General features: G+C 60.8%; 24 protein-coding genes. 17 read left to right on the top strand and 7 right to left on the bottom strand.

Translation table 11 applies throughout. The features are described 5' to 3' along the window. Nucleotides 1-2 precede the first annotated feature (2 nt). The 14 genes from LNV07_RS10515 to LNV07_RS10450 all read left to right on the top strand — a co-directional run bounded on the left by LNV07_RS10515 (nt 3) and on the right by LNV07_RS10450 (nt 14,672). Entirely contained in the window at nt 3-1,469 is a 1,467-nt protein-coding gene (locus tag LNV07_RS10515) for a glutamate synthase subunit beta (RefSeq protein WP_263571108.1), read from the top strand. Nucleotides 1,470-1,835: 366 nt separating this feature from the next. Beyond that, nucleotides 1,836-2,297 carry a type IV pilin protein gene (locus LNV07_RS10510; RefSeq protein ID WP_263571107.1) on the top strand — a complete coding sequence of 154 codons (462 nt, stop codon included), beginning with the start codon at nt 1,836-1,838 and terminating at the stop codon, nt 2,295-2,297. After that, entirely contained in the window at nt 2,291-2,938 is a 648-nt protein-coding gene (locus LNV07_RS10505) for a GspH/FimT family pseudopilin (RefSeq protein ID WP_263571106.1), read from the top strand. Before LNV07_RS10510 ends, LNV07_RS10505 begins: the two co-directional genes overlap by 7 nt. A 54-nt stretch (nt 2,939-2,992) precedes the next feature. Further along, nucleotides 2,993-3,388 carry a PilV family protein gene (locus LNV07_RS10500; protein ID WP_263571105.1) on the top strand — a complete coding sequence of 132 codons (396 nt, stop codon included), beginning with the start codon at nt 2,993-2,995 and terminating at the stop codon, nt 3,386-3,388. Beyond that, nucleotides 3,385-4,536, top strand: coding sequence for a PilW family protein (locus LNV07_RS10495; RefSeq protein WP_263571104.1), 1,152 nt, complete (start codon nt 3,385-3,387; stop codon nt 4,534-4,536). The genes LNV07_RS10500 and LNV07_RS10495 overlap by 4 nt, the downstream gene beginning before the upstream one ends. 203 nt (nt 4,537-4,739) lie before the next feature. Further along, the gene (locus LNV07_RS10490) at nt 4,740-5,366 is read left to right on the top strand and encodes a pilus assembly PilX family protein (RefSeq protein ID WP_263571103.1); all 627 of its coding nucleotides are present in this window, start codon (nt 4,740-4,742) and stop codon (nt 5,364-5,366) included. 27 nt (nt 5,367-5,393) lie between these two features. Then, the gene (locus tag LNV07_RS10485) at nt 5,394-9,926 is read left to right on the top strand and encodes a PilC/PilY family type IV pilus protein (protein WP_263571102.1); all 4,533 of its coding nucleotides are present in this window, start codon (nt 5,394-5,396) and stop codon (nt 9,924-9,926) included. 2 nt (nt 9,927-9,928) lie between these two features. Beyond that, the gene (locus LNV07_RS10480; protein WP_263571101.1) at nt 9,929-10,588 is read left to right on the top strand and encodes an energy transducer TonB; all 660 of its coding nucleotides are present in this window, start codon (nt 9,929-9,931) and stop codon (nt 10,586-10,588) included. Nucleotides 10,589-10,674: 86 nt separating this feature from the next. Further along, a complete protein-coding gene (locus LNV07_RS10475) occupies nt 10,675-11,511 on the top strand; it encodes an ABC transporter ATP-binding protein (protein ID WP_263571100.1) in 837 nt (278 codons plus the stop codon). Beyond that, nucleotides 11,508-12,296, top strand: coding sequence for a lipid asymmetry maintenance ABC transporter permease subunit MlaE (mlaE, locus tag LNV07_RS10470; protein ID WP_397545548.1), 789 nt, complete (start codon nt 11,508-11,510; stop codon nt 12,294-12,296). Before LNV07_RS10475 ends, mlaE begins: the two co-directional genes overlap by 4 nt. Before the next feature lie 25 nt (nt 12,297-12,321). Next, entirely contained in the window at nt 12,322-12,810 is a 489-nt protein-coding gene (gene mlaD, locus LNV07_RS10465) for an outer membrane lipid asymmetry maintenance protein MlaD (protein ID WP_263571099.1), read from the top strand. A gap of 44 nt (nt 12,811-12,854) precedes the next feature. Further along, nucleotides 12,855-13,607 (top strand): MlaA family lipoprotein, encoded by a 753-nt coding sequence (locus tag LNV07_RS10460; protein WP_263571098.1) that lies wholly within the window; start codon nt 12,855-12,857, stop codon nt 13,605-13,607. Nucleotides 13,608-13,682: 75 nt separating this feature from the next. Continuing rightward, nucleotides 13,683-14,345, top strand: a complete 663-nt coding sequence (locus LNV07_RS10455; RefSeq protein ID WP_263571097.1) for an MlaC/ttg2D family ABC transporter substrate-binding protein — start codon at nt 13,683-13,685, stop codon at nt 14,343-14,345. Nucleotides 14,346-14,357: 12 nt separating this feature from the next. Then, on the top strand, nt 14,358-14,672 hold the full coding sequence (locus LNV07_RS10450; protein WP_263571096.1) for an STAS domain-containing protein: 315 nt from the start codon (nt 14,358-14,360) through the stop codon (nt 14,670-14,672). Nucleotides 14,673-14,676: 4 nt separating this feature from the next. Here LNV07_RS10450 and LNV07_RS10445 read toward each other — a convergent pair whose 3' ends face one another. Together LNV07_RS10445 and zwf are read right to left on the bottom strand one after the other, a co-directional pair. After that, entirely contained in the window at nt 14,677-15,534 is an 858-nt protein-coding gene (locus LNV07_RS10445) for a MurR/RpiR family transcriptional regulator (RefSeq protein ID WP_263571272.1), read from the bottom strand. A 2-nt stretch (nt 15,535-15,536) separates the two neighbouring features. Then, nucleotides 15,537-16,982 carry a glucose-6-phosphate dehydrogenase gene (gene zwf, locus LNV07_RS10440; RefSeq protein ID WP_263571095.1) on the bottom strand — a complete coding sequence of 482 codons (1,446 nt, stop codon included), beginning with the start codon at nt 16,980-16,982 and terminating at the stop codon, nt 15,537-15,539. Between the two features lie 255 nt (nt 16,983-17,237). Between zwf and tal the strand changes: the two genes are divergently transcribed. From tal to LNV07_RS10425, 3 genes are read left to right on the top strand one after another with little or no spacing between them, the layout of a single operon-like run. Further along, nucleotides 17,238-18,182, top strand: a complete 945-nt coding sequence (gene tal, locus LNV07_RS10435) for a transaldolase (RefSeq protein WP_318013714.1) — start codon at nt 17,238-17,240, stop codon at nt 18,180-18,182. 1 nt (nt 18,183) lies between these two features. After that, nucleotides 18,184-19,824 carry a glucose-6-phosphate isomerase gene (gene pgi / locus LNV07_RS10430; RefSeq protein ID WP_263571094.1) on the top strand — a complete coding sequence of 547 codons (1,641 nt, stop codon included), beginning with the start codon at nt 18,184-18,186 and terminating at the stop codon, nt 19,822-19,824. Beyond that, nucleotides 19,821-20,432 (top strand): HAD family hydrolase, encoded by a 612-nt coding sequence (locus LNV07_RS10425; protein WP_263571093.1) that lies wholly within the window; start codon nt 19,821-19,823, stop codon nt 20,430-20,432. The genes pgi and LNV07_RS10425 overlap by 4 nt, the downstream gene beginning before the upstream one ends. Here the strand turns inward: LNV07_RS10425 and LNV07_RS10420 are convergent. The 5 genes from LNV07_RS10420 to LNV07_RS10400 all read right to left on the bottom strand — a co-directional run bounded on the left by LNV07_RS10420 (nt 20,421) and on the right by LNV07_RS10400 (nt 24,349). Then, complete coding sequence (locus tag LNV07_RS10420; protein WP_263571092.1) at nt 20,421-20,612, bottom strand: DNA gyrase inhibitor YacG; 192 nt, start codon at nt 20,610-20,612, stop codon at nt 20,421-20,423. The two genes, LNV07_RS10425 and LNV07_RS10420, sit on opposite strands and share 12 nt — an antisense overlap. A gap of 109 nt (nt 20,613-20,721) precedes the next feature. After that, nucleotides 20,722-21,477: a cell division protein ZapD gene (gene zapD / locus LNV07_RS10415; protein ID WP_263571270.1), complete on the bottom strand. Its 756-nt coding sequence runs from the start codon at nt 21,475-21,477 to the stop codon at nt 20,722-20,724. Nucleotides 21,478-21,596: 119 nt separating this feature from the next. Next, nucleotides 21,597-22,199 carry a dephospho-CoA kinase gene (coaE, locus tag LNV07_RS10410; RefSeq protein WP_318013713.1) on the bottom strand — a complete coding sequence of 201 codons (603 nt, stop codon included), beginning with the start codon at nt 22,197-22,199 and terminating at the stop codon, nt 21,597-21,599. Continuing rightward, nucleotides 22,196-23,125 (bottom strand): prepilin peptidase, encoded by a 930-nt coding sequence (locus LNV07_RS10405; RefSeq protein ID WP_263571090.1) that lies wholly within the window; start codon nt 23,123-23,125, stop codon nt 22,196-22,198. The genes coaE and LNV07_RS10405 overlap by 4 nt, the downstream gene beginning before the upstream one ends. A gap of 9 nt (nt 23,126-23,134) precedes the next feature. Beyond that, nucleotides 23,135-24,349: a type II secretion system F family protein gene (locus LNV07_RS10400; RefSeq protein WP_263571089.1), complete on the bottom strand. Its 1,215-nt coding sequence runs from the start codon at nt 24,347-24,349 to the stop codon at nt 23,135-23,137. Nucleotides 24,350-24,354 lie beyond the last annotated feature (5 nt).

Genomic DNA, 24,354 nt, shown 5'->3' with positions numbered 1-24,354 from the left:
TCATGGGAAAAATCACCGGCTTTATGGAGCAAGAGCGCTTGGAAGAGGGTTATGAACCCGTCGCCACAAGGCTCAAGAACTACAAGGAATTCGTCATCGGCCTGAGCGCCGATCAGGCGAAGCTGCAAAGCGCGCGCTGCATGGATTGCGGCACACCGTTTTGCAACAGCGGCTGCCCTGTCAACAACATCATTCCGGACTTCAATGATCTGGTCTACCGGGGCGACTGGGCCAATGCCATCACCGTGCTGCACAGCACCAACAACTTCCCCGAGTTCACCGGCCGCATCTGCCCCGCACCTTGCGAGGCCGCCTGCACGCTGAACGTCAATGATGACGCGGTTGGCATCAAGTCGATCGAGCACGCGATCATCGACCGCGCTTGGGCCGAGGGTTGGGTCAAGCCGGTTTTGCCCAAAGCCAAGACCGGCAAAACGGTGGCCGTGGTCGGCTCCGGCCCGGCCGGCATGGCCGCCGCCCAACAACTGGCCCGCGCCGGCCACAGCGTGACGCTGTTCGAAAAGAACGACCGCGTCGGCGGCCTGCTGCGTTATGGCATCCCCGACTTCAAGATGGAAAAGTCGCACATCGACCGCCGCGTCGCGCAGATGGAGGCCGAAGGCGTGGTCTTCCGCACCGGCGTGCTGGTGGGAGCGCTGCCGGCAGACTCCAAGGTCACCAACTGGGCCAAAGAGAGCATCAGCCCGGATGAGCTGAAGGCGCAATTCGACGCCGTGCTGCTGACCGGCGGCGCCGAAAATTCGCGCGACCTGCCGATGCCCGGCCGCGAGCTGAGCGGCATCCATTTCGCGATGGAATTCCTGCCGCAGCAGAACAAGGTCAATGCCGGCGACAAGCTGAAGGGCCAAATCCGAGCTGACGGCAAGCATGTGGTTGTGATCGGCGGTGGCGACACCGGCAGCGACTGTGTCGGCACCAGCAATCGGCATGGCGCCAAGAGCGTCACCCAGTTCGAGGTGATGCCGCAGCCGCCTGCAGAAGAGGATCGGCCGCTGACTTGGCCTTACTGGCCGCTGAAACTGCGCACGTCGAGCAGCCACGAAGAAGGCTGCGAGCGCGAGTTCGCGATCTCGACCAAGGAGTTCTTGGGTGAGAAAGGCAAGTTGACCGGCGTGAAGACGGTGCGGGTCGAATGGCAGGGCGGCAAGATGGTCGAAGTGCCGGGCTCCGAGCAGGTGATCAAGGCCGATCTGGTCTTCCTGGCGATGGGCTTTGTGTCGCCGGTGGCGACCGTGCTGGATGCGTTTGGGGTCAGCAAAGACGCCCGCGGCAATGCCAAGGCGTCGACGGATTTCACCGGCGGCTACAAGACCAATGTCGACAAGGTGTTCGCTGCCGGCGATATGCGGCGCGGCCAGTCGCTGGTGGTCTGGGCCATTCGCGAAGGCCGCCAGGCGGCGCGCTCGGTCGATGAGTTTTTGATGGGCGCAAGCGACCTGCCTCGCTGAGAGGCTGTGAACTTTTTACTGCGCGACCGCCATACGTCGTTGGCCGGATGCCCGCTCGCTACAAAACGAAGTTTCAGCGAAGCTAAAAGTTCCCAGCCTCTGAGCCGACTTCCGCATTGATAAAAAAGCCACCCTGGGGTGGCTTTTTTTATGGCTTCGAGTTTTCAAGCTTGCGCGACTATGTTTGTTGTAGCAGTTCGTTACCTGCTTATGCCGCTGGTCGCAAGCCCCCCCCCGCTCATCCGAGGGGGGTTGGGAAGTGTGAAGTTCTTCACATCCAATGGCGCGCGACCTGCAGAGAATGTCATCAATCGCTGCGACAACAGGCCCCATCTGGGGTGGCAGCAATCCGGAGCCCAAGCCATCATGAACCATCTCTCGCTAATCAAACCATCAAACCCAGCCCGCGCTGCCGGCTTCACTTTGATCGAACTGATGGTCACCGTGGCGATCGTCGGCATCCTGGGGGCGGTGGCGGTGCCTGCCTATAAAGACTACATCCGGCGTAGCCAATTGCCCGAAGCAACCTCGTCCATGGCCAGCTTGCGCATCAAACTCGAACAGTACTACCAAGACAACCGCAAGTACGGCACGACGGCCTGTGGTGATGGTGCCAATGCCGTCAGTTTCAGTGGCCCCACTCACTTCACCATGACTTGCTCCTTGAGCAACTCGGGGCAGGGCTACACCATCACCGCGACCGGTTCCTCGGGGCAGGCCTCGGGTCACATCTACACCTTGAATCAAAGCAACGGCCAGGCCACCACCAAATTCAAGGGTGCATCGGTGACGGCGTCCTGCTGGCTGCTCAAGGGGGACGAATGTTGAACCATCGCCATAGCGCCGCCAAGAGCCTGGGCGGCCGCGCCCTGCGCAGTTTCGGCGGCTTCAGCTTGATCGAGTTGGTGGTTGCCATGGCCATTCTTGTGACCTTGCTGGCCGCCGTGATGCCCGAGGTCAGCAGCTGGATCAAGGGGCTCAAGGTAAGTTCCGCCGCTGAGTCTTTGCGCAATGGCGCCGAAATCGCCCGTATGGAGGCACTCAAACGCAATAGCCGGGTCAGCTTCTGGCTGGTGGCCGATGGCACAGCCAAGGTGCCCGGCAATACCTGCGTCTTGGCCAGCGATTCGGCCGCCTGGGTGGTCAGCGTGGTTGACCCGACGGGCGCCTGTGCAGCGGAAGCGTCTTTGGTCACCAGTCCGCAGTTGGTGCAGCGCTCCACCGCCACAGAAAATACCGCCGGTTTGACCGTGGAAGCCACATCCCTCGCAGGCGGAGCGGGCAATCATGTGACCTTCAATGGTCTTGGGCAAGTGGCCGCCGACGGCTCGACCGTCAGTGTGATCGATGTCAGCGCGACAGCCGGCGGCACACGCCGCCTGCGTGTTGTGGTGGAAACCGGCGGGGCGATTCGCATGTGCGATCGCGACGTTGCCGCCGGTGATCCTCGTATTTGTCCCGTGCTTTGAAAAGGGCTTGATATGCGTTGCGCAGCACTTGAAACAAAGACGCTTGATCACCCGGTGCGACGAGCTCAGGCCGGCGTGGCCTTGATCGAGGCGCTGATCGGCATGTTGATATTTGCCTTCGGCGTACTGGGCTTGGTGGGCTTGCAGGCCTCGGTCACCCAGGCGCAAACCTCGGGCAAATTCAGAGCCGATGCGTCCAATCTGGTCGATGACCTATTCGGCCTGGTGCAAACCGACCATGTATCGAATTTCGCAAAGTACAGCGATGGAAACTGTGCCGGCTACGCCAGATGCGCCGACTGGCGGCAGAAGGTTCTGAGCACCCTGCCGGACGCGAAAATCGCCTTTGTCAGCAACGCTGGAACCGGTTCGATGGCGGTGACCCTGTCCTGGCAGCAAGGCCAGCAGTCACGCAATAACTTCTCATCTTCGATGGCGTGGCAGCAATGAAGCACGATGCAAAGGCCTTTTCGGGGGCTCGCCGGCAACACCATGGCTTCACTTTGGTGGAGCTGATGGTGGGCATGCTGGTGGGTCTGTTGTCCACGCTGGTGATCGCCAATCTCTTGAGTTCGTCGGAAGGCAGCAAGCGCAGCGCAACTTCAGGCTCCGATGCGCAGGTCAATGGTGGGCTGGCGGTCTATGCTTTGCAGCGCCAACTGAAGATGGCCGGCTATGGGCTGACTACCGAGGGTACGGCTTTGGGCTGTCTTTTGTCGGCCCGCTTTGGCGGCGCTGCTCTTGCCAGCCTGCCGCCGACCTTGGCCCCCGTGTTGATCACGGCGGGTGCGGCCGGCGCGCCCGACACGGTGCGAATTCTTGCCAGCTCCAAAGCAAGCTTTGCCTTGCCGACCCGATTGATTGCCCCTTATTACGACCCGAACGACACGGTCGGCGACAAGGCCAGGCGATTCGCGGTGGCCTCCTCTCTGGGCGTGAATCAAGGTGACTTGCTGGTGCTGGTCTACGGCGCCGACCAAGCCTGTCAGGTATTCCAGGCCAGCAATCCACCTGCGGTTGGGCAGATCGACAGGCTCGATGCAGGCAGTTGGAATGCGGCCAAGTTTCCTGATGCGGTGGCGGCCAATGGGAGTTACCTGGTCAATATGGGCTCGCTCAATGACAACTCGTTTTCGGTCACCGCCGACTTCAAGCTGCGCCAGACTCAGGTCAATCTGGCGGCGCAGACCTCCAGCGACCAAGACCTGCAATCCAATATCGTCACGCTGAAGGCGCTCTACGGCAAAGACACCAATGGTGACGATGTGGTGGACACCTTTGACGCGGTCATGCCTGCCAACAATGCCGAATGGTTGCAGGTGCGCGCGGTGCGCGTGGCGGTGTTGGCGCGCAGCGCTCAATACGAAAAGGAAGAAGTGACTGCCAGCGCCCCGCTATGGGATGTAGGCAGCTTTGCGGCGGTGGCCGGCAGCGCGGCCTGCGGCACCAGCAAATGCGTTGCATTAAAGGCCAACGTGACGGACGACTGGAAGCATTACCGCTACAAGGTCTTCGACACTTTGGTGCCCTTGCGCAATCAACTGTGGCGCTCCGACTTCACCAGCGGTGCCGTACCGCAACCACCGGCAGTACCGTGATGAACACAATACCGAAGCCCTCTGAGCGCCCCCAGGCCGACGACTTACGTCGTCCGCCATTCGGCTTGCAAGCCGAATGGCCTTTGCCAGCCACAAAGCCCCTTTCGGGCCTTTGTGCGCGGGCTCAGCCCCCCGAGGGGGTCAAGAAAGGTCGGGGCGGCCCATCCCTTTCTTGTGAGATTCGCCAGCAAACACAGCGCGGCGTGTCGATGCTGTTTGCGATGATCTCGCTGGTCGTGTTGACGCTGGGTGCCGTGGCCATGCTGCGCTCTGTCAATACCGGCTTGATGGTGCTGGGAAATCTGGGCTTCAAGCAGGATGCCTTGGCGGCCGGTTCAGTCGGCACCGAAGCGGCCATCACTTGGCTGCAGGCAAATGCCGGTGTGATGCTGGATGGGGAGCATGCGGCGCAGGCCTATTACCCGGTTGCCATCACCGCACTCGACCCAACCGGTCGCACAATTTCAACGCCCTTGGCCAATTTGGTACTGGTTGATTGGGATGGCAGCGACTGCGCGGTGTCCGGCCTGAACGGAAGAAAACCAGTTTGCGTGAAAGCGCCGATCGAGTTGGCCGCCGCCGGCGGCAACAAGGTGCGTTACGTCATTACCCGGCTATGTGCCCAGGCCGGTCCCGCGGATGCGGCCAATGACTGCCTGGTGCCGGTGGTGGCTGCGGTCGGGGGCAGCACGACCCAGCGCGGCAGCATGGCCTACGGATCGAGCTCCCGCTTTGTTGAGCGGAGTCTAGGCACCTATTACCGCATCATCACCCGTACCGAGGGTGTCAGAGGGACGGTGAGCTTCACCGAAACCTTGGTCCATTTCTGATTTGTGCTCAGCAGCGAGATCCTCATCATGAATACCTTTCTTTATCGGTTGACCGCCATCGGTCTGGCTGGACTGGTTCTCTCCTCTTCGCCGGCCCGTGCCGGCCTGACCGACATCGCCAGCGCCCCCTTGTTCACGTCGACGACGACCTTGGTCAAGCCCAATGTGATGTTTGTGCTGGACGATTCGGGGTCCATGGACTGGAACTTCATGCCCGATGACTCGAACTTCGGTAGCGACGTCTATGGCTTCCGGGCGATGCAGTGCAATGGCCTCGCCTTCAATCCCAGCCTGACCGCAGCGCCCTACACACCACCGGTCGATTCAACCGGCACCACGGTCGGCCACGCCAGCGGTTTTTTGAGCGGCGGCAGCACCAGCGACCTCTATGACAATCGCACGCTCAGCGAGGTTTCTTTGGGCATGGTGGGTACGGGTACGGTGAAGGTGACCGTCAGCTCCAGCAGCAAGACGGCCAGTTGGTATTTCCCCGGCATGGTGGTGACGCTGTATGGCAGCAGCTCCACCAGCAAGTTCATGGTGGGCAAGGTCAAAACCTGGAACTCCACCAGCGGCGTGCTGGAGGTCGACGTGGCGATGGCTGTGGGCAGCGGTACATTGGGCACTACGCTCTATGTGGGCAGCGGCTCGGCCGTGACCCTGGCCGTAGGCGCCAGCGGCAACAACAAGTTGAGCAATGTTTACTACACCTATACGGGCAGTCAAACGGCCTTGGATTACCTATATCCAGGCAACGTTCTCGATACAAAATCCGTGTTCTACCAAGAGTGCAGCAGCAAGATCACCGACAGCATCGGCAAAGGCGTATTCACCGCCAATATCGTTACGCCGGGATCTGCTGAGGCGGCGCGTTATGCGGATTGGGCCGCCAGTTACAGCACCCGCATGCTGATGATGAAGACCAGCCTGACGCTTGCGTTCAAGGATCTGGATGACAAATACCGGGTCGGTTTCAGCACCATCTTGCAGGACTCGGTCACCAGTTCGACGGACTTCCTGGATATCAAAGATTTCAGTGCCAAACAGAAGGAAACCTTCTACAGCAAGATCAACGGAGCTGTTCCAGGTGGCTACACACCCTTGCGGGCCGCGCTCTCCAAGGCGGGGCGCTATTACGCCAAGGCCGCGGCCGATCAGACCTATGACCCGGTGCAGTACTCCTGCCAGAAGAATTTCACTATTCTCTCGACCGATGGCTACTGGAACACCAATGCGGAAGGCAGCGGTTTTGGGCCTTTGAAATTGGATGGCCTGACCTCGGTCGGCCAGCAGGATGGCGGCGGCACTGCACGGCCGATGTATGACGGCGGCACTTCGACCACGACGACGACTGAAAAGTGGACGGTGACGTCGACGGTGCGGCGCACGACGATAACGACGACGACCAAGACGGTCACCGACGCGACCACCACGCATACGCCGGTCACAGGTTGGACGCAAATCGTCAAATCCGTGATTCCCTCAACGGTGGATAGCTATAACACCAAGAATAATTCGAAAATTACAGTCAGTTGCGGTTCGGCCAGTTGCACAGCAACGGTCGATACCTCGTCAAACCACGGCTTCAGCACAGGAGACTGGATTACGCTCAGTGGCATCACGCCGACGGTCTTTAACGGGGCGTTCCAGATCACCAAGATAGACAGAAATTCCTTCAGCTATACATTTCCCAAGCCGGTAAGTGGCAACCCGACGGCACCTTCGTTCGGGTCCTATGGTGTCTCTGGTCAGTCATCCAGCGGATGCCCTTCGGGGTATGGAAAGCAACAGGAACAGTCGCAAACCCGGGATGAACGGACGACCTCGACTTCCACCCAAACGACGGTGACGTTGCCGGTTCGTACCTTGGTTCAGAACTTGATCACGTCAACTCCGTGGACACACACGGTCATCGTGCTCGATGGGGTGCAAAGCTCGGACAACACAACGTCGGGTACCGTAACCAACAGTACTCAAACGGTCAGTGACAACACGACTTCGCCGACGCCTTCGGTCAGCAACTCCCTTCCCGTGGCTGGTGCCAATGACTTCACACCCTGGATCAATAGCGGTGCGGCCGTCCAACTCAGCGGCTGCGTCCTTGGAACAACTGCAACAACTGCATCAACCTCTGTCAGCGGCGCAAGCAAGACCAATGTTGTGACCGACCCGGTCGTCAGCAAAACCATCTCTAACGATGCACCGCCCGACGTCAGCAGCGCCGCCGCCGTGGTCGTGGTCGGTGCCAAGACCACCACCGTGACCACCACCAATTCCGGCGGGACCGCCGACACCTTGGCCGATGTGGCGATGTATTACTACAAAACCGATCTGCGCGACTCGGCGCTCAACAATTGCACCGGTGCCTTGGATAAATCGGTGTGTGAAAACGATGTCTCGGCCTTGGGCAAGGACGACGCCACCTGGCAGCACATGACCACCTATACCTTGAGTCTGGGCATGAATGGCACGCTCAAGTACGACCCCAATTACGAGTCCCAAACTTCCGGTGACTATAAAGATTTAAGCGGAATCAGTAAGAACTGGCCCGCGCCCGGAAACAACGCTGGGGCGGTCAATATCGACGACCTCTGGCATGCTGCGGTGAATGGGCGCGGCCACTATTTCAGCGCCACCAATCCCGCGACCTTGGCTTCAAGTCTGGCCGCGGCCTTGAGTTCAATTAAGGCGGTGTTGGGTGCTTCTTCAGCGGCAGCGACCAGCACCTTGCAGCCGGTCGAGGGCGACAACGGGGTCTTTATCGCCCAATTCAAATCGTCCGAATGGACCGGCGACCTATTAGCCTACAAGATCGATGTCAATACGGGCGCGGTGCAAACCTCGGCGACAGGCGCCGACGGAAAACCGGTTGACTTGGCGGACTGGTCGGCCAAAGCGCAACTGTCGCCTTCGACGGTCCGCAAGATCTATTATTTCAAGCCCGGATCGGGCAACGGTGGCAGCCTGCGCGAATTCACCTATGCGAATCTGACTGCCGACAGCATGACCGGCTATTTTGACAATGCCTGCAGCAAGTCGCCTGCCCTGACTCAATGCACCGGCCTGACGACGGACGCTGCGGCAGCAATCAATTCGGGCGCGAATATGGTCAGCTTCTTGCGGGGCCAGGCGCAAAGCCAATATCGCACCCGGACTTCGGTGCTGGGGGATATCGTCAACTCCTCGCCGGTCTTCGTTGGCAAACCAGGTTTCCCTTACACCGAGAATGGCTACGCGAGCTACAAGACGGCGCAGGCGAGCCGCGCACCGACTCTGTATGTGGGCGCCAATGACGGCATGCTCCATGCTTTCAATGCCAGCAAGAAGGACGACGGCGGGGGGCAAGAACGTTGGGCCTATTTTCCCAAGTCGGTGATGGCCAACCTCTATAGGCTGGGCGATCAATATTACGAGTCAAAGCATCTATTCTTTGTCGATGCCACGCCGACGGCGGCCGATGTCTTTGTCGGTGGCGCCTGGAAGACGATCCTGATCGGCGGGCTGAATGCCGGCGGCAAGGGCTATTACGCTTTGGACGTGACCGACCCCGAGGCACCGGTGGCGCTGTGGGAGTTCACGGATTCCAAGCTGGGTTTGAGCTACGGCAACCCGGTGATCACCAAGCGCAAGGATGGCACCTGGGTAGTGGCGTTTTCGTCCGGTTATAACAATGCCGACGGCGAGGGCCATTTGTTTGTGCTCGACGCCTATAGCGGCGCCTTGCTGAAAACGGTCAGCACCGGCGTCGGCTCGCCCGGAAGCCCCAGTGGCTTGGGCAAGATCAATGCCTGGATCGATGCCGAGGGCGAGAATCTGGCGACGCGCTTTTACGGCGGCGATTTGCTCGGCAATGTCTGGCGCTTCGATATCGATGATTTGCTCGAGCCCAAGAGTGGCGCACTCAAGCTCGCTCAACTCTTGGTGGGCGGGACTCCTCAGCCGATCACGACCCAACCGATGCTGGCCGAAATCATCGCCAACGGCAGCAAACAGGTGGTGGTCTATGTGGGCACCGGTCAGTATCTGGGGACCAGCGACGTAAGCAGCAGCGGGCGGCAGAGTATTTATGCGCTCAAGGACGCCTTGGCCGAAACCGGGCTAGGCGATGCACGTGGCGGCGGCACCTTGGTGGCGCAGACCATTGTGACCAGCGGCAGTGTGCGCACCGTTGACGCCGCCAATCCGGTCGACTGGAGTGTCAAGAATGGCTGGTACGTCGATCTGATGTCGGACCACGAGCGCATCAATATCGATATGCAGCTGGCCTTCAATACCTTGACAGCGGCCGGCAATGTGCCTGGCTCTAGCGCCACCGATTGCACCGATGCAGGCGGCGGCACATCCTGGGTCTACCAGCTGAATGTAGTCACCGGCAAGGGCAAGGCGGGGGCACTTAGTTCCATGGTCGCCGGCCTGAGTACGGTGCAACTGGGCAAGGGCACCGGCGTCACCATCGTGACCAAGACCGATGCTTCTCAGCCCGAAGCGAAGACGGTTGATCCCTCGGCGACAGCTGCGGGCGTTGCCCGCCGCAGTTCATGGCGCGAATTGCTGGAGTAATGATGAAACACCAAGTTGCCGGCTTGCTGGTCTGCTTGGTGGGCTCAATTTCGGCGCATGGCTTGCTGGTGCTGAGCGCTTGGGCGCCGCCGCACAATTGGTCGCCGTCGCGGGACCGTGCCGCTAGACCTGCGCTGGCAATGCGCATGCTTGCGCCGCCGCAACCCGTAGGTTCTGGTACATCCGCTGCGGGGGGGCGGGCAGAGGTGCCTCCCTTGCTCTTGATGGGCCCTATTCCGGTCGCGCCGAGTCTGGCGCCGCAGATGTTGCCCTGGGATGAGTCTGACTTGGCTATGTTCGACCGTTCGCCAATGCCGTCTTTGCCGGAGGGTGATGAGAGCGGCTACATCCCAAGGCCACGCCTCACGGTGCCGCCGATTTTGCGGGCGCCTGTCGCTTTGGTTTGGCCAGATGACGGCCTGTGGACCGGCCACTTCAACGAAGTTTTGACGCTCTATATCGACGAGCAGGGACTCGTGCAGCGGGTCGAGCCAGAAGGGCGCGGGCTTCCCGAGGGTTTGCGCGATCTGGCACGCCAGGCCTTTCTTGGCGCCAGCTTTGCGCCGGGCCAATTGAACGGCGAGCAAGTGAAATCGAAAATTCGCATCGAGGTGAATTTCGATGCCGATCCGTCGGCGAAAGCCAAAGGCGGCCCGAGGTAGTGTGAACGGTCTCGGCGCCCGCTCGGTGTTTCCCCTATGATGTGCCCTTTTTGACGTTCGGGCTCTCGGCCCGCCCCAAAAGGCTCATGGCCGTAAATCCCACTTCGTTTATTGCTCAAGCCGAACCCTTGGTTGAATTGCGCGACGTCACCTGCGGCTACGGCGATCGGGTGATCCTGGAGCGGGTCAATCTAAAGGTGCCGCGCGGCAAGGTGCTGGCGTTGATTGGCACTTCGGGCGGTGGCAAGACCACTGTTCTGCGTCTGTTGGGCCGGCAGATTCGCCCGCTCAAGGGGGAGGTTTTGTTTGATGGCCAGGATATTGCCCCATTGAACCTCACCGATCTCTACGCCGTGCGGCGTCGGATGGGTATGTTGTTTCAATTCGGGGCCTTGTTCACCGATTTGTCGGTGTTCGAAAACGTCGCCTTCCCGCTGCGTGAGCACACCAAATTGCCCGAAACCATGATTCGCGACTTGGTGCTGATGAAACTCAACGCGGTCGGTCTGCGCGGTGCGCGTGACTTGATGCCGTCTGAAATTTCCGGCGGCATGGCGCGTCGTGTGGCGCTGGCGCGAGCGATCGCCCTCGATCCCGATTTGGTGCTTTATGACGAGCCCTTTGCCGGCCTCGACCCGATCTCGCTCGGCGTGGCCGCCAGATTGATCCGCGATTTGAATGATGCCCTGGGCCTGACCAGCATCATCGTTTCGCATGATTTGCACGAAACTTTTGCAATCGCCGATGAGGTTGCCATGATCGCCAATGGCCGCGTGGTGGCGCAGGGCACACCGGACGAATTGCGGCGCAGCGAAGATCCGCTGGTTCGGCAATTTGTAGGCGCCGAACCCGAGGGGCCGGTGCATTTCCATCAGCCGGCCTGTTCCGTGGTGGATGACTTTGGTTTGGGTGCGCGCGCATGACGATAATTCCACTCAAACTAGCCAGCATTGGCCGGTCCTTGCGGCTCAAGCTGACCGATATTGGCGCGGCGACCCGCTTGTTTCTGCAAATTTTGGCGCGTTTGCCACAAAGCCTTTTGCGTTTTGGTTTGGTGCGGGACCAGGTGTTTTTTCTTGGCAACCATTCGGTGTCCTTGATCGGCGTGGCCGGCTTGTTTGTGGGTTTTGTGCTGGCGTTGCAGGGCTATTACACGTTGCAGCGATATGGTTCGGCGGAGGCGGTGGGCTTGTTGGTGGCGCTCAGCTTGGTGCGGGAATTGGGCCCGGTGGTAGCGGCTTTGTTGTTTGCCGGGCGTGCCGGCACTTCATTGACGGCCGAGATTGGCTTGATGAAGGCCGGCGAGCAATTGACGGCGATGGAGATGATGGCTGTTGACCCGCTGACGCGCGTCCTGGCGCCGCGCTTCTGGGGCGGGCTGATCGCGATGCCTTTGTTGGCGGCCCTGTTCTCTGCCATCGGTGTGATTGGTGGATGGTTGGTTGCCGTGGTGCTGATCGGCATCGATAACGGCTCATTCTGGTCGCAGATGCAGGGCGGCGTTGATGTGTGGGCCGATGTCGGTAACGGCGTCATCAAGAGCTTGGTGTTTGGCTTGACGGTGACCTTTGTCGCGCTGCAGCAAGGTTATGGCTGCAAACCGACGCCCGAAGGCGTGGCTCAAGCGACCACGCGCACGGTGGTGGTTTCATCTTTGGCGGTGCTGGCATTCGACTTTGTGCTGACCGCCATGATGTTCGCTATTTAGTATCTATTGGAATTTGGAGTTGAGCATGCAACAAGCCTCAAGGCATGACGCGGCAGTTGGATTTTTTGTGCTTTTGGGCGGGGCTGCGCTGTTGTTTCTGGCCCTGAAAGCAGGCAATCTGCTGAGCCTGAATTTCGACGAAACTTATCAAGTCAGCGCCAAGTTCGACAATATTGGCGGCCTGAAAAGCCGCGCCTCGGTCAAAAGCGCCGGTGTCGTGATCGGGCGGGTTGAGTCAATCACCTTTGACGACAAGACTTTTCAAGCCAAGGTCTTGATCAGCTTGAACAAGAAGGTCGTATTTCCGAAGGACAGTTCGGCGAAAATTTTGACCGCTGGCTTGCTCGGCGAGCAGTACATTGGCTTGGAGGCCGGAGCGGACGAGAAGAATCTGGCTGCCGGTGACGCAATCAAACAGACCCAGTCGGCGATCGTATTGGAAAATCTGATTGGTCAATTCTTGTACAACAAGGCAGCGGAGTCCGGCACTGCCTCGGGAGAGTCAAAACCATGAATGCTGGCGACTCCAGGGGCACCCATTTACCCCCTCGCGCACCCATGTCCTTGTTCTTCCGAGCATTGCTGCTGCTGTGCCTCGCCCTGACCTTGGGCGCCTGCGCCAGCATGCGCAGCGCGCCGGGCAGCCCCGGTCAGAAGCTCGACCCTTGGGAGCCCTGGAATCGCAAGGTTTTTGCCTTCAATGAATCCTTGGACGCGAATATCCTGAAACCTGTCGCGACGGTCTATAGCAATATCGTGCCCGGCCCCATTCGGCAATCGGTTGATAACTTTTTCAACAATGTGGGAGATGCTTGGACGGCGGTCAATTTGGTTCTGCAAGGGCGCTTTAAGGCGAGTGTGGAGCAAGGTATGCGCTTTGCCGTCAACTCGACGCTGGGTTTTGGTGGCTTGATCGATATCGGCACCGAGGTCGGCTTGGAGCGCAAGAATGAAGACATGGGCAAGACCTTCGGCCGCTGGGGTACCGGCACCGGCGCCTATATTGTTTGGCCGCTGTTCGGCCCTTCGTCGGTACGCGATACCCTGGCGATGCCGTTTGATTGGCAAGCGTCGCCGTCGTTTATTTTCCGTGATGGCGCCAGCAAGGTGGGGATTTACAGCCTGCAGACCATCAACGCTCGTTCCAATTTCTTGCGTGCGAGTGAGATGCTCGAAGGCATCGCGCTCGACAAATACACCTTCTACCGGGACGCCTTTTTGCAAAGGCGCGGCAATCTCGGGGACGATGACGAGTTCGAAGTGCTGGTCCCGACCGTGAAGGAAGAAAGTAACCCGCAGGCAGGGCCCTGAATTATTTCGGTGAACCGAATCATGGGGCCGCGCGTTGCTTGGCTTGGCCCGCTGAAACTAGAAAGAAAAGAACTGATGAGTGCGACGAAACGTGAATTTTCCAAACGTGGTTTGACTTTGGGTCTGCTGTCTGTGGCGCTGACCTTTGCGGTCGGTTTGGGCAAGCCGGCCATGGCCGCAGATGCCAGTGCGCCGGATTTGTTGATTCGCCAGTTGTCCTTGGAGACTATTGAGGCGGTCAAGGCCGACAAGGCGATTCAAGGCGGTGACCTGCAGAAAATCATTCTGCTGGTTGACACCAAGGTGATGCCCCATGTGAACTTCCAACGCATGACGGCGTCGGCCGTCGGGCGGTTTTGGCGGCAGGCCACGCCCGAGCAACAACGGCGTTTGCAGGACGAGTTCAAGACCCTTTTGGTGCGAACCTATGCCGGTGCCTTGACTCAGGTGAAGGATCAGACCATTGCCTTGAAGCCTCTGCGTGCAAGCGCCGATGACACCGAGGTGGTGGTGCGCACTGAGATTCGTGGCAAGGGTGACCCTATCCAACTGGATTACCGTTTGGAGAAAGTCTCCGGCGCGTGGACGATTTTTGACGTCAATGTGCTGGGCATCTGGTTGGCAGACCAGTACCGCAACAGTTTTGCGCAGGAGATTGGTGCCAACGGCATCGAGGGCCTGATCAAGACCCTGGCCGACAAGAATCAGAAGGCCGCCGGTGCGGCGGTCAAGGCCTGAATGCCGAGCCATATGCTTAAGCTGCCGGCTTCGGTGCGGGTGGATGCGGCACCGGCCTTGTGGCTGAGTCTGCAGTCCAGTTTGCGAGCCGAGGCCGCTCAGGTCAGCAACGGCGCCGGTGCAGAGCTGAGCATCAATGCGGCCGAGTTGCAGCAATTCGACTCGGTAGTGCTGACGCTGATGCTCAGCGCTGCCCGTCTTTGCGCAGACCTGGGGCTGCGTTTGCGGGTGCTGAACGTGCCGGCCAAGTTACAGGAACTAGCGCGGGTGTACGGCGTGGCGGAACTGCTTTGGCCGGAATTGTTGGATTCCGGCCAATCCGCTTAACTGCTCAAACGTAGCGTTTGCTACGCAGATTTTTCTTGATCTCTTGCAGTATGGGCCGCAAGGTCGAGCCTAGGCGCAGGGCCACACCGGTGGTCAAGATGTCGATGGCGATCAGATGCAAGAGTCTTGAAACCATCGGACTGTAACGGTCAAAGTCCTCGGGGTGATCCACCGCCAGCAAGACTTGACCCTGGCCGAGGCCGAGCGCCGCCAGGGGCGAGCCGCTGGCGGTGATGATGATGATGGTCGCGCCCTTTTTGCGCGCGATCTCGGCGGCGTCCAGCAGGTCGCGGCTGCGGCCCGAGTTGCTGATGATGACGGCGCAGTCGCCAGGCTGCAGCATCGTGGCGCTCATCAGCTGCACATGGCCGTCGCTGCAGGCGGCGGTATTGACGCCCAGGCGGAAGAACTTGTGCTGTGCGTCCTGTGCCACGATGCCGGAGTTGCCGACGCCGTAAAACTCGATCCGCCGCCCGTTTCGCCCGGCCTCGGCCAAGGCGTTGATGGCGATTTCGAACGCATGGCTGGCGGCATCATTGCGGTAATGCAGCAGGGCCGCGACCGCGTTGTCGACCACCTTGACGATCAGGTCGGCCGGTTTTTCATCCTCGTCCACCGCCCGGTGCACAAAGGGCACGCCCTCGTTGACGCTGCCGGCCAGCTTACGTTTGAAATCGGTCAGCCCGTCATAGCCGACGCTGCGGCAAAAACGCACCACCGTCGGTTTGGAAACATGAGCACGGTCGGCCAACTCGCTGACCGGCAGATTGGCGAAGGAGCGCGCGTCACTCAGCAGCAGTTTGGCAACTCGTTGCTCTGCGGGCGGCAAGGCCGGCAGGGCCGCCTTGACCCGCTCTAGGATGCTCACTGCTCTTCCGCCCAGGCGAAGCCGTCACGCGCCACCAAGGCGCTGGCCGCCGCCGGGCCCCAGGAGCCTGCCGAGTAGGGGCGTGGGCCGGTGCTGTCCTGCTTCCAGGCGTCCAAGATCGGCTCGACCCAGCGCCAAGCCTGTTCTTGCTCATCGCTGCGCACGAATAGGTTCAGGCGGCCGGCGATCGCGTCCAGCAGCAAACGCTCGTAGGCGCCTACACGGTTGGCCGCAAAGGCCTTGTCGAAGTCCAGGTCCAGGGACACCGGCGTCAGCGCCTCGTTGTCGGCGCCGCCCTTGTGAGCCAGCAATTGCAGCTCCAGCCCATCTTCAGGCTGCAACTTGATCACCAGGCGGTTGGCCTGATTGGCCCCCGGGAAAATCGGATGCGGCACCTGACGGAAATTGATGACGATCTGCGCGTCACGCGCGGCCAGGCGCTTGCCGGTGCGCAGGTAGAAGGGCACGCCGGCCCAGCGCCAGTTTTGCACCTCGGTGCGCAATGCGACAAAGGTTTCGCAATGGCTGTCGGCCGGCACCTTGCCCTCGTCCAGATAGCCCGGCACCGCCTGCCCGTCGTTGCTGCCGGCGCGGTACTGGCCCCGGATCACATCGCGGGCCACGCTCTCGGGCGTGAAGGGCTTCAGCGAGCGCAGCACCTTGAGCTTTTCGTCGCGGATCGCGTCGGCGTCATGGGTTGACGGCGGCTCCATCGCGATCATAGTCAGCAGTTGCAGCGCATGGTTTTGAATCATGTCGCGCAAGGCGCCGGTGCCGTCATAGAAGGCGCCGCGTGTGCCGACACCCAAACCTTCGGCCAGCGTGATCTGGATATTGGCGATGCTTTCGCGCCGCCACAGCGGCTCGAATAATGCGTTACCGAAACGCAGCGCCATCAGGTTCTGCACCGAGGGCTTGCCGAGGTAATGGTCGATGCGGAAGGCCTGCTCCTCGGCGAACACCGAGCGCACCACGCGGTTGATTTCCTGTGCGCTGGCGAGGTCATGGCCGAGCGGCTTTTCGAGCACCACACGCACGCGCTTTTCGTTCAGGCCGGCGGCGCCGAGTTGCTCGCAGATTTGCGTGAACAGATGCGGGCTGGTGGCCAGGTAGAGCACCACTGTGTCGGCGGCGCGCTCGCCCAGCCATTCCTTCAGGCGCTGGTAATGCTCGGGCTGCGACAAATCCATGCGGCGGTAATGCAGCAGCGCGGCGAACTTCTCGAACTCTTCGTCGTTGGGGCGCTTGGAGCCATCAACCTCCCGGAAGCGCTCTTTCAGCCATTCGCGGTAACGCTCATCGCTCATCTCGTCACGGGCGACCGCCAAAATCCGCCCGCCAGCCGGCAGCTTGCCATGGCGGAAGGCCTGGAACAGCGCCGGCATCAGCTTTCTCCAAGTGAGATCGCCGGTACCGCCGAAGAAAACGAGATCGAATGACATGAGGCAGGCCTTATCTGATGCAGCGCGCCAAGAATTTTCAGGCGGCACTTGATGTAACTAAGTTTCTAGTTTTATGATGCCGGAGTTTCTTGCAAAGGTCAATACCGAAGTCCCTAGGGCAGGCGTTCATGGGAGTTTTTCTTGGCTTGGCGTTGTAACTGAGTTCTTGGTTCTGCTGTGAAGACGGTCGGCTGGGAGCTTGTGGCAGCGGTTCTAATACGGCCTGGCTAGCTTTTTGCAGAAAGACAAACAATCATGAATCAACTGGACCAACTCAAATCCCTGACCACCGTGGTGGCCGACACCGGCAACTTCTTGCAACTGGCGCAGTTCGCGCCGCGCGACGCCACCACCAACCCGTCCTTGATCCTGAAGGCGGTGCAGTCGCCCGACTACGCGCCGCTGTTGACCGACACCGTCGCCGCCCACCAGGGCCTGGCGCTGGACGAGATCGTTGATCGGGTCTTGGTGCGCTTCGGTCTGGAAATTTTGAAGGTGGTACCTGGCCGGGTCTCGACCGAGGTGGATGCACGCCTGAGCTTCGACAAGGCGGCCACGCTGGCGCGTGCGCGCCGCATCATCGGCCTGTATGAGGCCGCCGGCATTGCGCGCGAGCGCGTGCTGATCAAGATCGCCTCGACTTGGGAGGGCATTCAGGCCGCCCGTGAGTTGGAGCTCGAAGGCATCCATTGCAATCTGACCCTGCTGTTCTCCTTCTGCCAGGCCGTCGCCTGCGGCGAGGCCGGTATTCAGCTGATTTCGCCCTTTGTCGGCCGCATCTACGACTGGTACAAGAAGAGCGCCGGCCCGGCTTGGGACGAGGCCGCGATGGCGGGCGCCAATGACCCGGGCGTCAAGTCGGTCGCGCAGATCTTCAGTTATTACAAAAAGCATGACATCCGCACCGAGGTGATGGGCGCGAGCTTCCGCAATGTCGGCCAGATCCAGGCCTTGGCCGGTTGCGACTTGCTGACCATCAGCCCGGATCTGCTGGCGCAGCTGCAACAGCTCGACGCCGCCTTGCCGCTGGCGCTGGACGCCGACGCCGCCAAGCGGCTGGACTTGGCAGAAGTTTCTTTCGATGAAGCGGCGTTCCGCTTCGCCCTCAACCAGGATGCCATGGCGACTGAAAAGCTGGCCGAAGGTATCCGCCTGTTTGCTGTCGACTCGGCCAAACTGGATCAGATGATTGTGAGCTGATATGTCTTCTTCACCCGTCGCATCGCGTTGTGACCAAAGCCCCGCCTGGGGCTTGCTGCAAGCGCATTTCCAAAGCGCCGGCCGGCGTTTTGATCTGCGCCAGGCCTTTGCCGCCGACGCCGGGCGTTATGCCGCCTGGACGCTGACGGCGCCCGAGGTATTCGCTGACTTGTCCAAGAACCGCATCGACGCCGACACCATGGCCTTGTTGCTGCAATTGGCCAGGGACTGCGGGCTGGAGGGCAAGCGTGATGCGATGTTGGCGGGCGAGCCGATCAATCTGACCGAGGGTCGGGCGGTGTTGCACAGCGCGCTGCGGGCCCCCGCCGGCAAGGGTTTTTTGTTCAGCGATGAGGTGCAGGCCTCGCTGAGCAGCATGCTGGCCTTTGCCGAAAGCGTGCGTGACACAAGCAAGAGCGGCATCACCGACGTCGTGCACATCGGCATCGGCGGCTCCGATCTGGGCCCGGCGATGGTGGTGCGCGCCTTGCAGGCCTACACCCAGCATGGGCTGAAGCTGCACTTTGTCTCCAATGTCGATGGCCATGATCTGGCACCGGTGCTGCGCGACTTGAAGCCTGCCACGACGCTGTTCGTGATCGCCTCCAAGACCTTCACCACGCAAGAAACGCTGGCCAATGCCTTGGCTGCCAAAGCCTGGTTTGTGGCCGCGGGTGGCAGCGACATAGCGCGTCACTTCGTCGCCACCAGCAGCAACACGGCGGCGGCCGGCGCCTTCGGCATCACCACGACCTTTGGTTTTTGGGACTGGGTCGGCGGGCGCTATTCGCTCTGGTCGGTGATAGGCCTGCCGATCGCCATCGCCATCGGCGCCGAGAACTTCCGCGCCTTGCTGGCCGGCGCCCATGCGATGGATCAGCATTTCGCCCGCACGCCGCTGGAGCGGAACCTGCCGGTTCAGCTCGGCCTGCTGGACATCTGGTACCGCAATTTCCATGGTTTCAGCAGCCGCAGCGTGGCGCCTTACCACCAGGGCTTGGGCCGCTTGCCGGCCTATCTGCAGCAGTTGGAGATGGAGAGCAATGGCAAGGGCGTCGACCTGGAGGGTCAGACCTTGCCTTATGCGACCAGCCCGGTGGTCTGGGGCGAGGCCGGCACCAATGGCCAACATGCCTATTTCCAGATGTTGCATCAGGGGACGGATGTGATTCCGGTCGAGTTCATCGCCGTCAAGACGCCCAATCATGGTGAGCATGTGCAGGGCGAGATGAAGGCCTTGTTGCTGGATCAGCATCGCAAGTTGCTGGCCAATTGCCTGGCCCAGTCGCAGGCGTTGATGCAGGGCAAATCGTTCGAAGAAGCCTTGCAAGAGTCGGCGCCCACGGCCTCCAAAGAACTCGATGCCGCGACCGTGGCGCGCCACCGTAGCTTCCCTGGCAATCGGCCGAGTACCACGTTGGTGCTTGACCGGCTCACTCCAAGCTCGCTGGGCGCCTTGATCGCTTTGTACGAGCAACGCGTGTTCGTCAGCGGCGCGCTATGGGGCATCAACAGTTTTGACCAATGGGGCGTGGAGTTGGGCAAGGCCTTGTGCGGGCAATTGCTGCCGCGTTTGAGCAGTGGCGACACGACCGGGCTTGACGGCTCCACCGCCGGACTCTTGAAGCACCTGCTCGCATGAATATCGTCTTTGATTTCGGCGGCGTGGTGTTCCGCTGGCACCCGCCGAGCTTCTTGGCGCGACTGTGGCCGCATCGGGTGGCCGACGCGGCGCAGGGCGCTTTGGTGGCCGCGCAGTTCTTCGAGAACTATGGTGGCGATTGGGGCGCGTTTGATCAGGGTTTGATCGACGCCGACACCGTCATCCAGCGAATTGCCCTGCGCACCGGTTGGCCGGCGGCCGAGGTCGCGCAGGTGGTGGCTGCGGTGCCGGACGAGTTGCAATTGCAGGTCGATACGGCCGCTCTGATTGCCGAGTTGAAGCAGGCCGGGCACCGGCTCTTCTATCTGTCAAATATGCCCGAGCCTTATGCCGATCATCTGGAGCGGGCTCACCCGCTGCAGCAATGGTTTGAGTCCGGGGTGTTCTCGGGGCGGGTCAAGCATTCAAAGCCGCGCGCGGAGATCTTCCAGATCGCCAGCGAACGATTCGGCCTCGCGCCCGAAACCTGCGTGTTTCTGGATGATCACCCGGCCAATATCGAGGCGGCCAAGACCTTGGGTTGGCAGGCCTTGTTGTTCACAACGGCCGGCCAGGCTCGGCTCGATTTGGTCCAATTAATGCGGTAAGGAATCGTCTTCGACCGGCGGGCTGGCCGGCACGGCGAAACTCTCGCTGGCCCAGGCGCCGAGGTCGATCTGGCGGCAGCGCTCGCTGCAAAAAGGCCGCCATAGATTGCTGGGCGCAAAGATAGAGTCACCGCCGCAGGTCGGGCAGCGAACGATTTTGGGTGAGGAGGAAGGAGTCATTGCGGTACTGTCTGTCTTGCCGAGCAGCGCCCATGGACCCGGTTCTGCCGGGCCATCGGGCGCGCCCCCTTGAAGGGCTGGCGCGAAGCGCCTACGGGGGTGGGCCACATCATGCGCACAGCGTCAGCTCAAAGCTGGCGTCCTGTTGCGTCGACTTGAGCCGACCGTCTTCGTCCTGGCGCATCATGCGGATCGAGATCATCAGGCGATGGCCACTGATCTCGGGCACCAGCCCCAGGCTCGGGTCAATGCGCATGCGCAGCAACTGGAACACGCGGCCGGCCCCCAGGCTTTGCTGGAACTGCCCGCCCACCGCCGCCACCTTGTGGGCGGAGCCGGAGTCGCGCAGCAGGCCCAAGAGCACTTGCAAGGCTTCGGCCAGAGGCATCAGACTTTGCGTCCACTGCATCAGGTCGTTACGTCGGCGGGCCGGCAAGAACTGCTGCCAGGTGTAATAGGCCGGCAGATCGAATTCGCAGGTGCCGCCGGGGATGCTGATGCGGCTGCGAATACTCATCAGCCATTCATTCGAGCCCAGGCATGCGCCGGCCTTGCCGACCAGTTGATTGAGCCCCGCATAGGCCTTGTCGATGCGAGCAATCACCTCGTCCAACAGCCCTTCGGCGACGCCAGGGTTGCCGCGATAGGCGTTGAGTTGGGCCTTGTGCCGCTCCAGCTCCTTCAGCAGATCCGACTTCAGATCGGCCCGCGACGCCACATCGATGATCTCGAACATCGTGACCAAGGCGAAATGGTGATCGAGCGGAGTCTCGCGCTCCATCAGTTGACCGAGGCGGTCAAACAGATGCTCCAGACGCAGCATCGTGCGGATGCTCTCGTTGAATGGGTACTCGTATAGGACCAAGGCGGTCATCCCTATCAATCAGCTTGAAGGTCACAGTGCCGCACAGTGCCGTGCAGCAAACTCGCCAATTGTTCCACAGCCAGAGCGGCCTTCGTCAACAATGTCGAAAGGCCTGAGCCTTATTTGCACCGGCGCCACTGCGCACAGAGGGTCAGGACATGCTCCCTGAGCGCCGCCAGATCAAGGCCATCGTTGTAAATGACCGCGTCAGCGCAGGCGCGGCGCTGAGCGCGGCTGGCCTGCGCCGCCAATACCGATGCGGCGGAACTGCTTGTCCAGCCCGGCCTTGCGCTGACCCGGGCCATCTGTGTTTGCTCGCTGCAGTCGAGCACCAGCACGCGGTCGACCCGCTCGCGCCAATGACCCGATTCCACCAGCAAGGGGACGTCGAACACGATCCACTGCATGCCGGCCGCCTGCGCTGCCTCGGCTTGGCAGCGCGCCCGAGCGCCAATCATCGGATGCAGGATCGCCTCCAGCCGCTGTTTGGCTGTCGCGTCAGAAAAAGCCAGTTCACGCATGGCCGATCGATTCAAGGCGCCGTCCGGCGTCAGCATGGTTGAGCCAAATTCGGCCGCGATGGCCGCCATCGCCGCACCGTCAGGCCCGCTGAGCTGACGGGCTATCGCATCGGTGTCGATCAAGGCTGCACCGGCTTCCTGCCAAAAACCGGCGACGGTGCTTTTGCCGCTGCCGATGCCGCCGGTCAGGCCAATTTTCACGCCCAACCGAGCCAGCCCAGCACGCGCGGCGCGCCTGCGAACAAGACGACAAACCCGCCGCCGGCCAGAAAGGGGCCAAAGGGCACATAGCGGCCCTCGCGAAGATTCGCCATCATCTTCATGCCAATGCCGACGATAGCGCCTATCACCGAGGCTCCCAGCACAATCGGTAGCACCATCTGCCAGCCCAACCAAGCGCCCAGCGCAGCCAGCAACTTGAAGTCGCCGTAGCCCATGCCCTCTTTGCCGGTGGCAAGCTTGAACAGCCAATAGACCGACCACAGCGACAGGTAGCCGACCAGGGCGCCCGTTAGCGCGTCGGCCAAAGGTACGGTGAGGCCGAACAGCGATGCGGCCAATCCGGCCCATAGCAAGGGTTGGTTGAGCGAGTCGGGCAAGAGGGTGGTGTCCCAGTCGATCGCGGCCAGGGCCAATAGCGCGGCACCAAAACCGCACCACAGCAGCGTGCTCGGCTGTGCGCCGAAGCGCCAGGACAATGCAGCGAACAGCAGGCCGCAGGTCAGTTCGATCAAGGGGTAACGCATCGAGATCGGGGTCTTGCAGGCCGAGCATTTGCCCCGCAGCAGCAAATAGCCAAGTAGCGGCAAATTCTCATGCCAGGCCAGTTGGTGGCCGCACTTGGGGCAGCGCGAACGGGGCAGGGCGATGCCAAGCTGGGGCAGCTTGGATATATGCACGCTCAAGGCGTTGGCGGCGGCGGCCAGTTTGTCGGCTTCACCTTTGGAGATCGCGCTGGCGCGGCCCAGCTCGGCCGCATCGCCAAGCTGGGCGGCCGCATCTCCGAGCCATTGCCGCTCAAGCATCAGCGGTGTGCGGTGGATCACCACATTGAGAAAACTGCCGATGCACAGACCGAACAGGCCCAATACCCAGGGCGAAAGAAGGAATTCGAAGTCAGTCATCATTTGTGCTGATCAGACCACTTGTCCGAGTTTGAAAATTGGTAGATACATGGCCACCACGATGCCGCCGATGATGGTGCCCAGCACGACGATGATGAAGGGCTCCATCAGACTGGCCAGCGCGTTCACCGCCTCATCGACCTCGTCCTCATAGAACTCGGCCGACTTTGACAGCATATGGTCGAGCGAGCCGGATTCTTCGCCGATGGCCGCCATCTGCAAAACCATGCTCGGGAAGATGCCGGTGGCCTGCATCGAAGTGGTCAGGGCGGTGCCGGTCGAGACGTCGCGCTGAATCTTTTCGGTGGCCTCGGAAAAGACCGCATTACCCGAAGCGCCGCCGACCGAGTCCAGTGCTTCCACCAGCGGCACGCCGGCGGCGAACATAGTGGACAGGGTGCGGGTCCAGCGTGCCACCGCCGATTTGTAGAGCAGATCGCCAAACACCGGGATTTTCAACAAGAGCCTGTCCATCGTGGCCTGCATCTTGACCGAGCGCTTCCATGACTGGAAGAAGAAATAGAGGCCGCCGCCGATGCCGCCAAAGATCGCCCACCAGTAGGAGACGAAAAACTCCGACATCGCGATCACGATCAAGGTCGGTGTCGGCAAGGTGGCGCCGAAGGATTTGAAGACGTCCTTGAAGGCCGGCACCACGAAAATCATGATCACCGCCACCACCACAAAAGCCACCGACAAGACGGCGATTGGGTAGGTCAGCGCCGACTTGATCTTGTTCCTCAGCGCCATGGTTTTTTCTTGATAAATGGCCAGGCGGTCCAGCAGCGATTCCAAGATACCGGCCGCTTCGCCGGCCTCGACCAGATTGCAGTACAGCGCATCAAAATAGAGCGGATGCTTGCGCAGCGCGGTCGACAAACTGGTGCCTGTCTCCACGTCTTGGCGAATGTCGTTGAGCAAGCGTGTCATCTGCGGGTTGACGCTGCCGCGCCCAACGATTTCGAAGGACTGCAGCAGCGGCACGCCGGCCCGCATCATCGTCGCGAGTTGGCGGGTGAAGACCGCGATGTCTTTTTGCTTGATCGGTTTGCCGCCGCTGACGCGGCGTTTTTTGACCTTGCTGACGAGAATGCCCTGGCGCCGCAGCGTGGCGCTGACCATGGCCTCGCCGCCCGCGCGAATTTCGCCCCGTACAAGTTTTCCGTTGCGGTCCTTGCCTTCCCACTCGAAAGTGGTCTCGTTAACCGGCTTGGGTTTTGTTGCCATATTCA

Source organism: Roseateles oligotrophus (genome assembly GCF_025717515.1).
GTDB lineage: Bacteria > Pseudomonadota > Gammaproteobacteria > Burkholderiales > Burkholderiaceae_C > Paucibacter_A > Paucibacter_A oligotrophus.
Note: the sequence above shows the minus strand (reverse complement) of the source record. Positions and strands in the feature narration are given on the sequence as shown.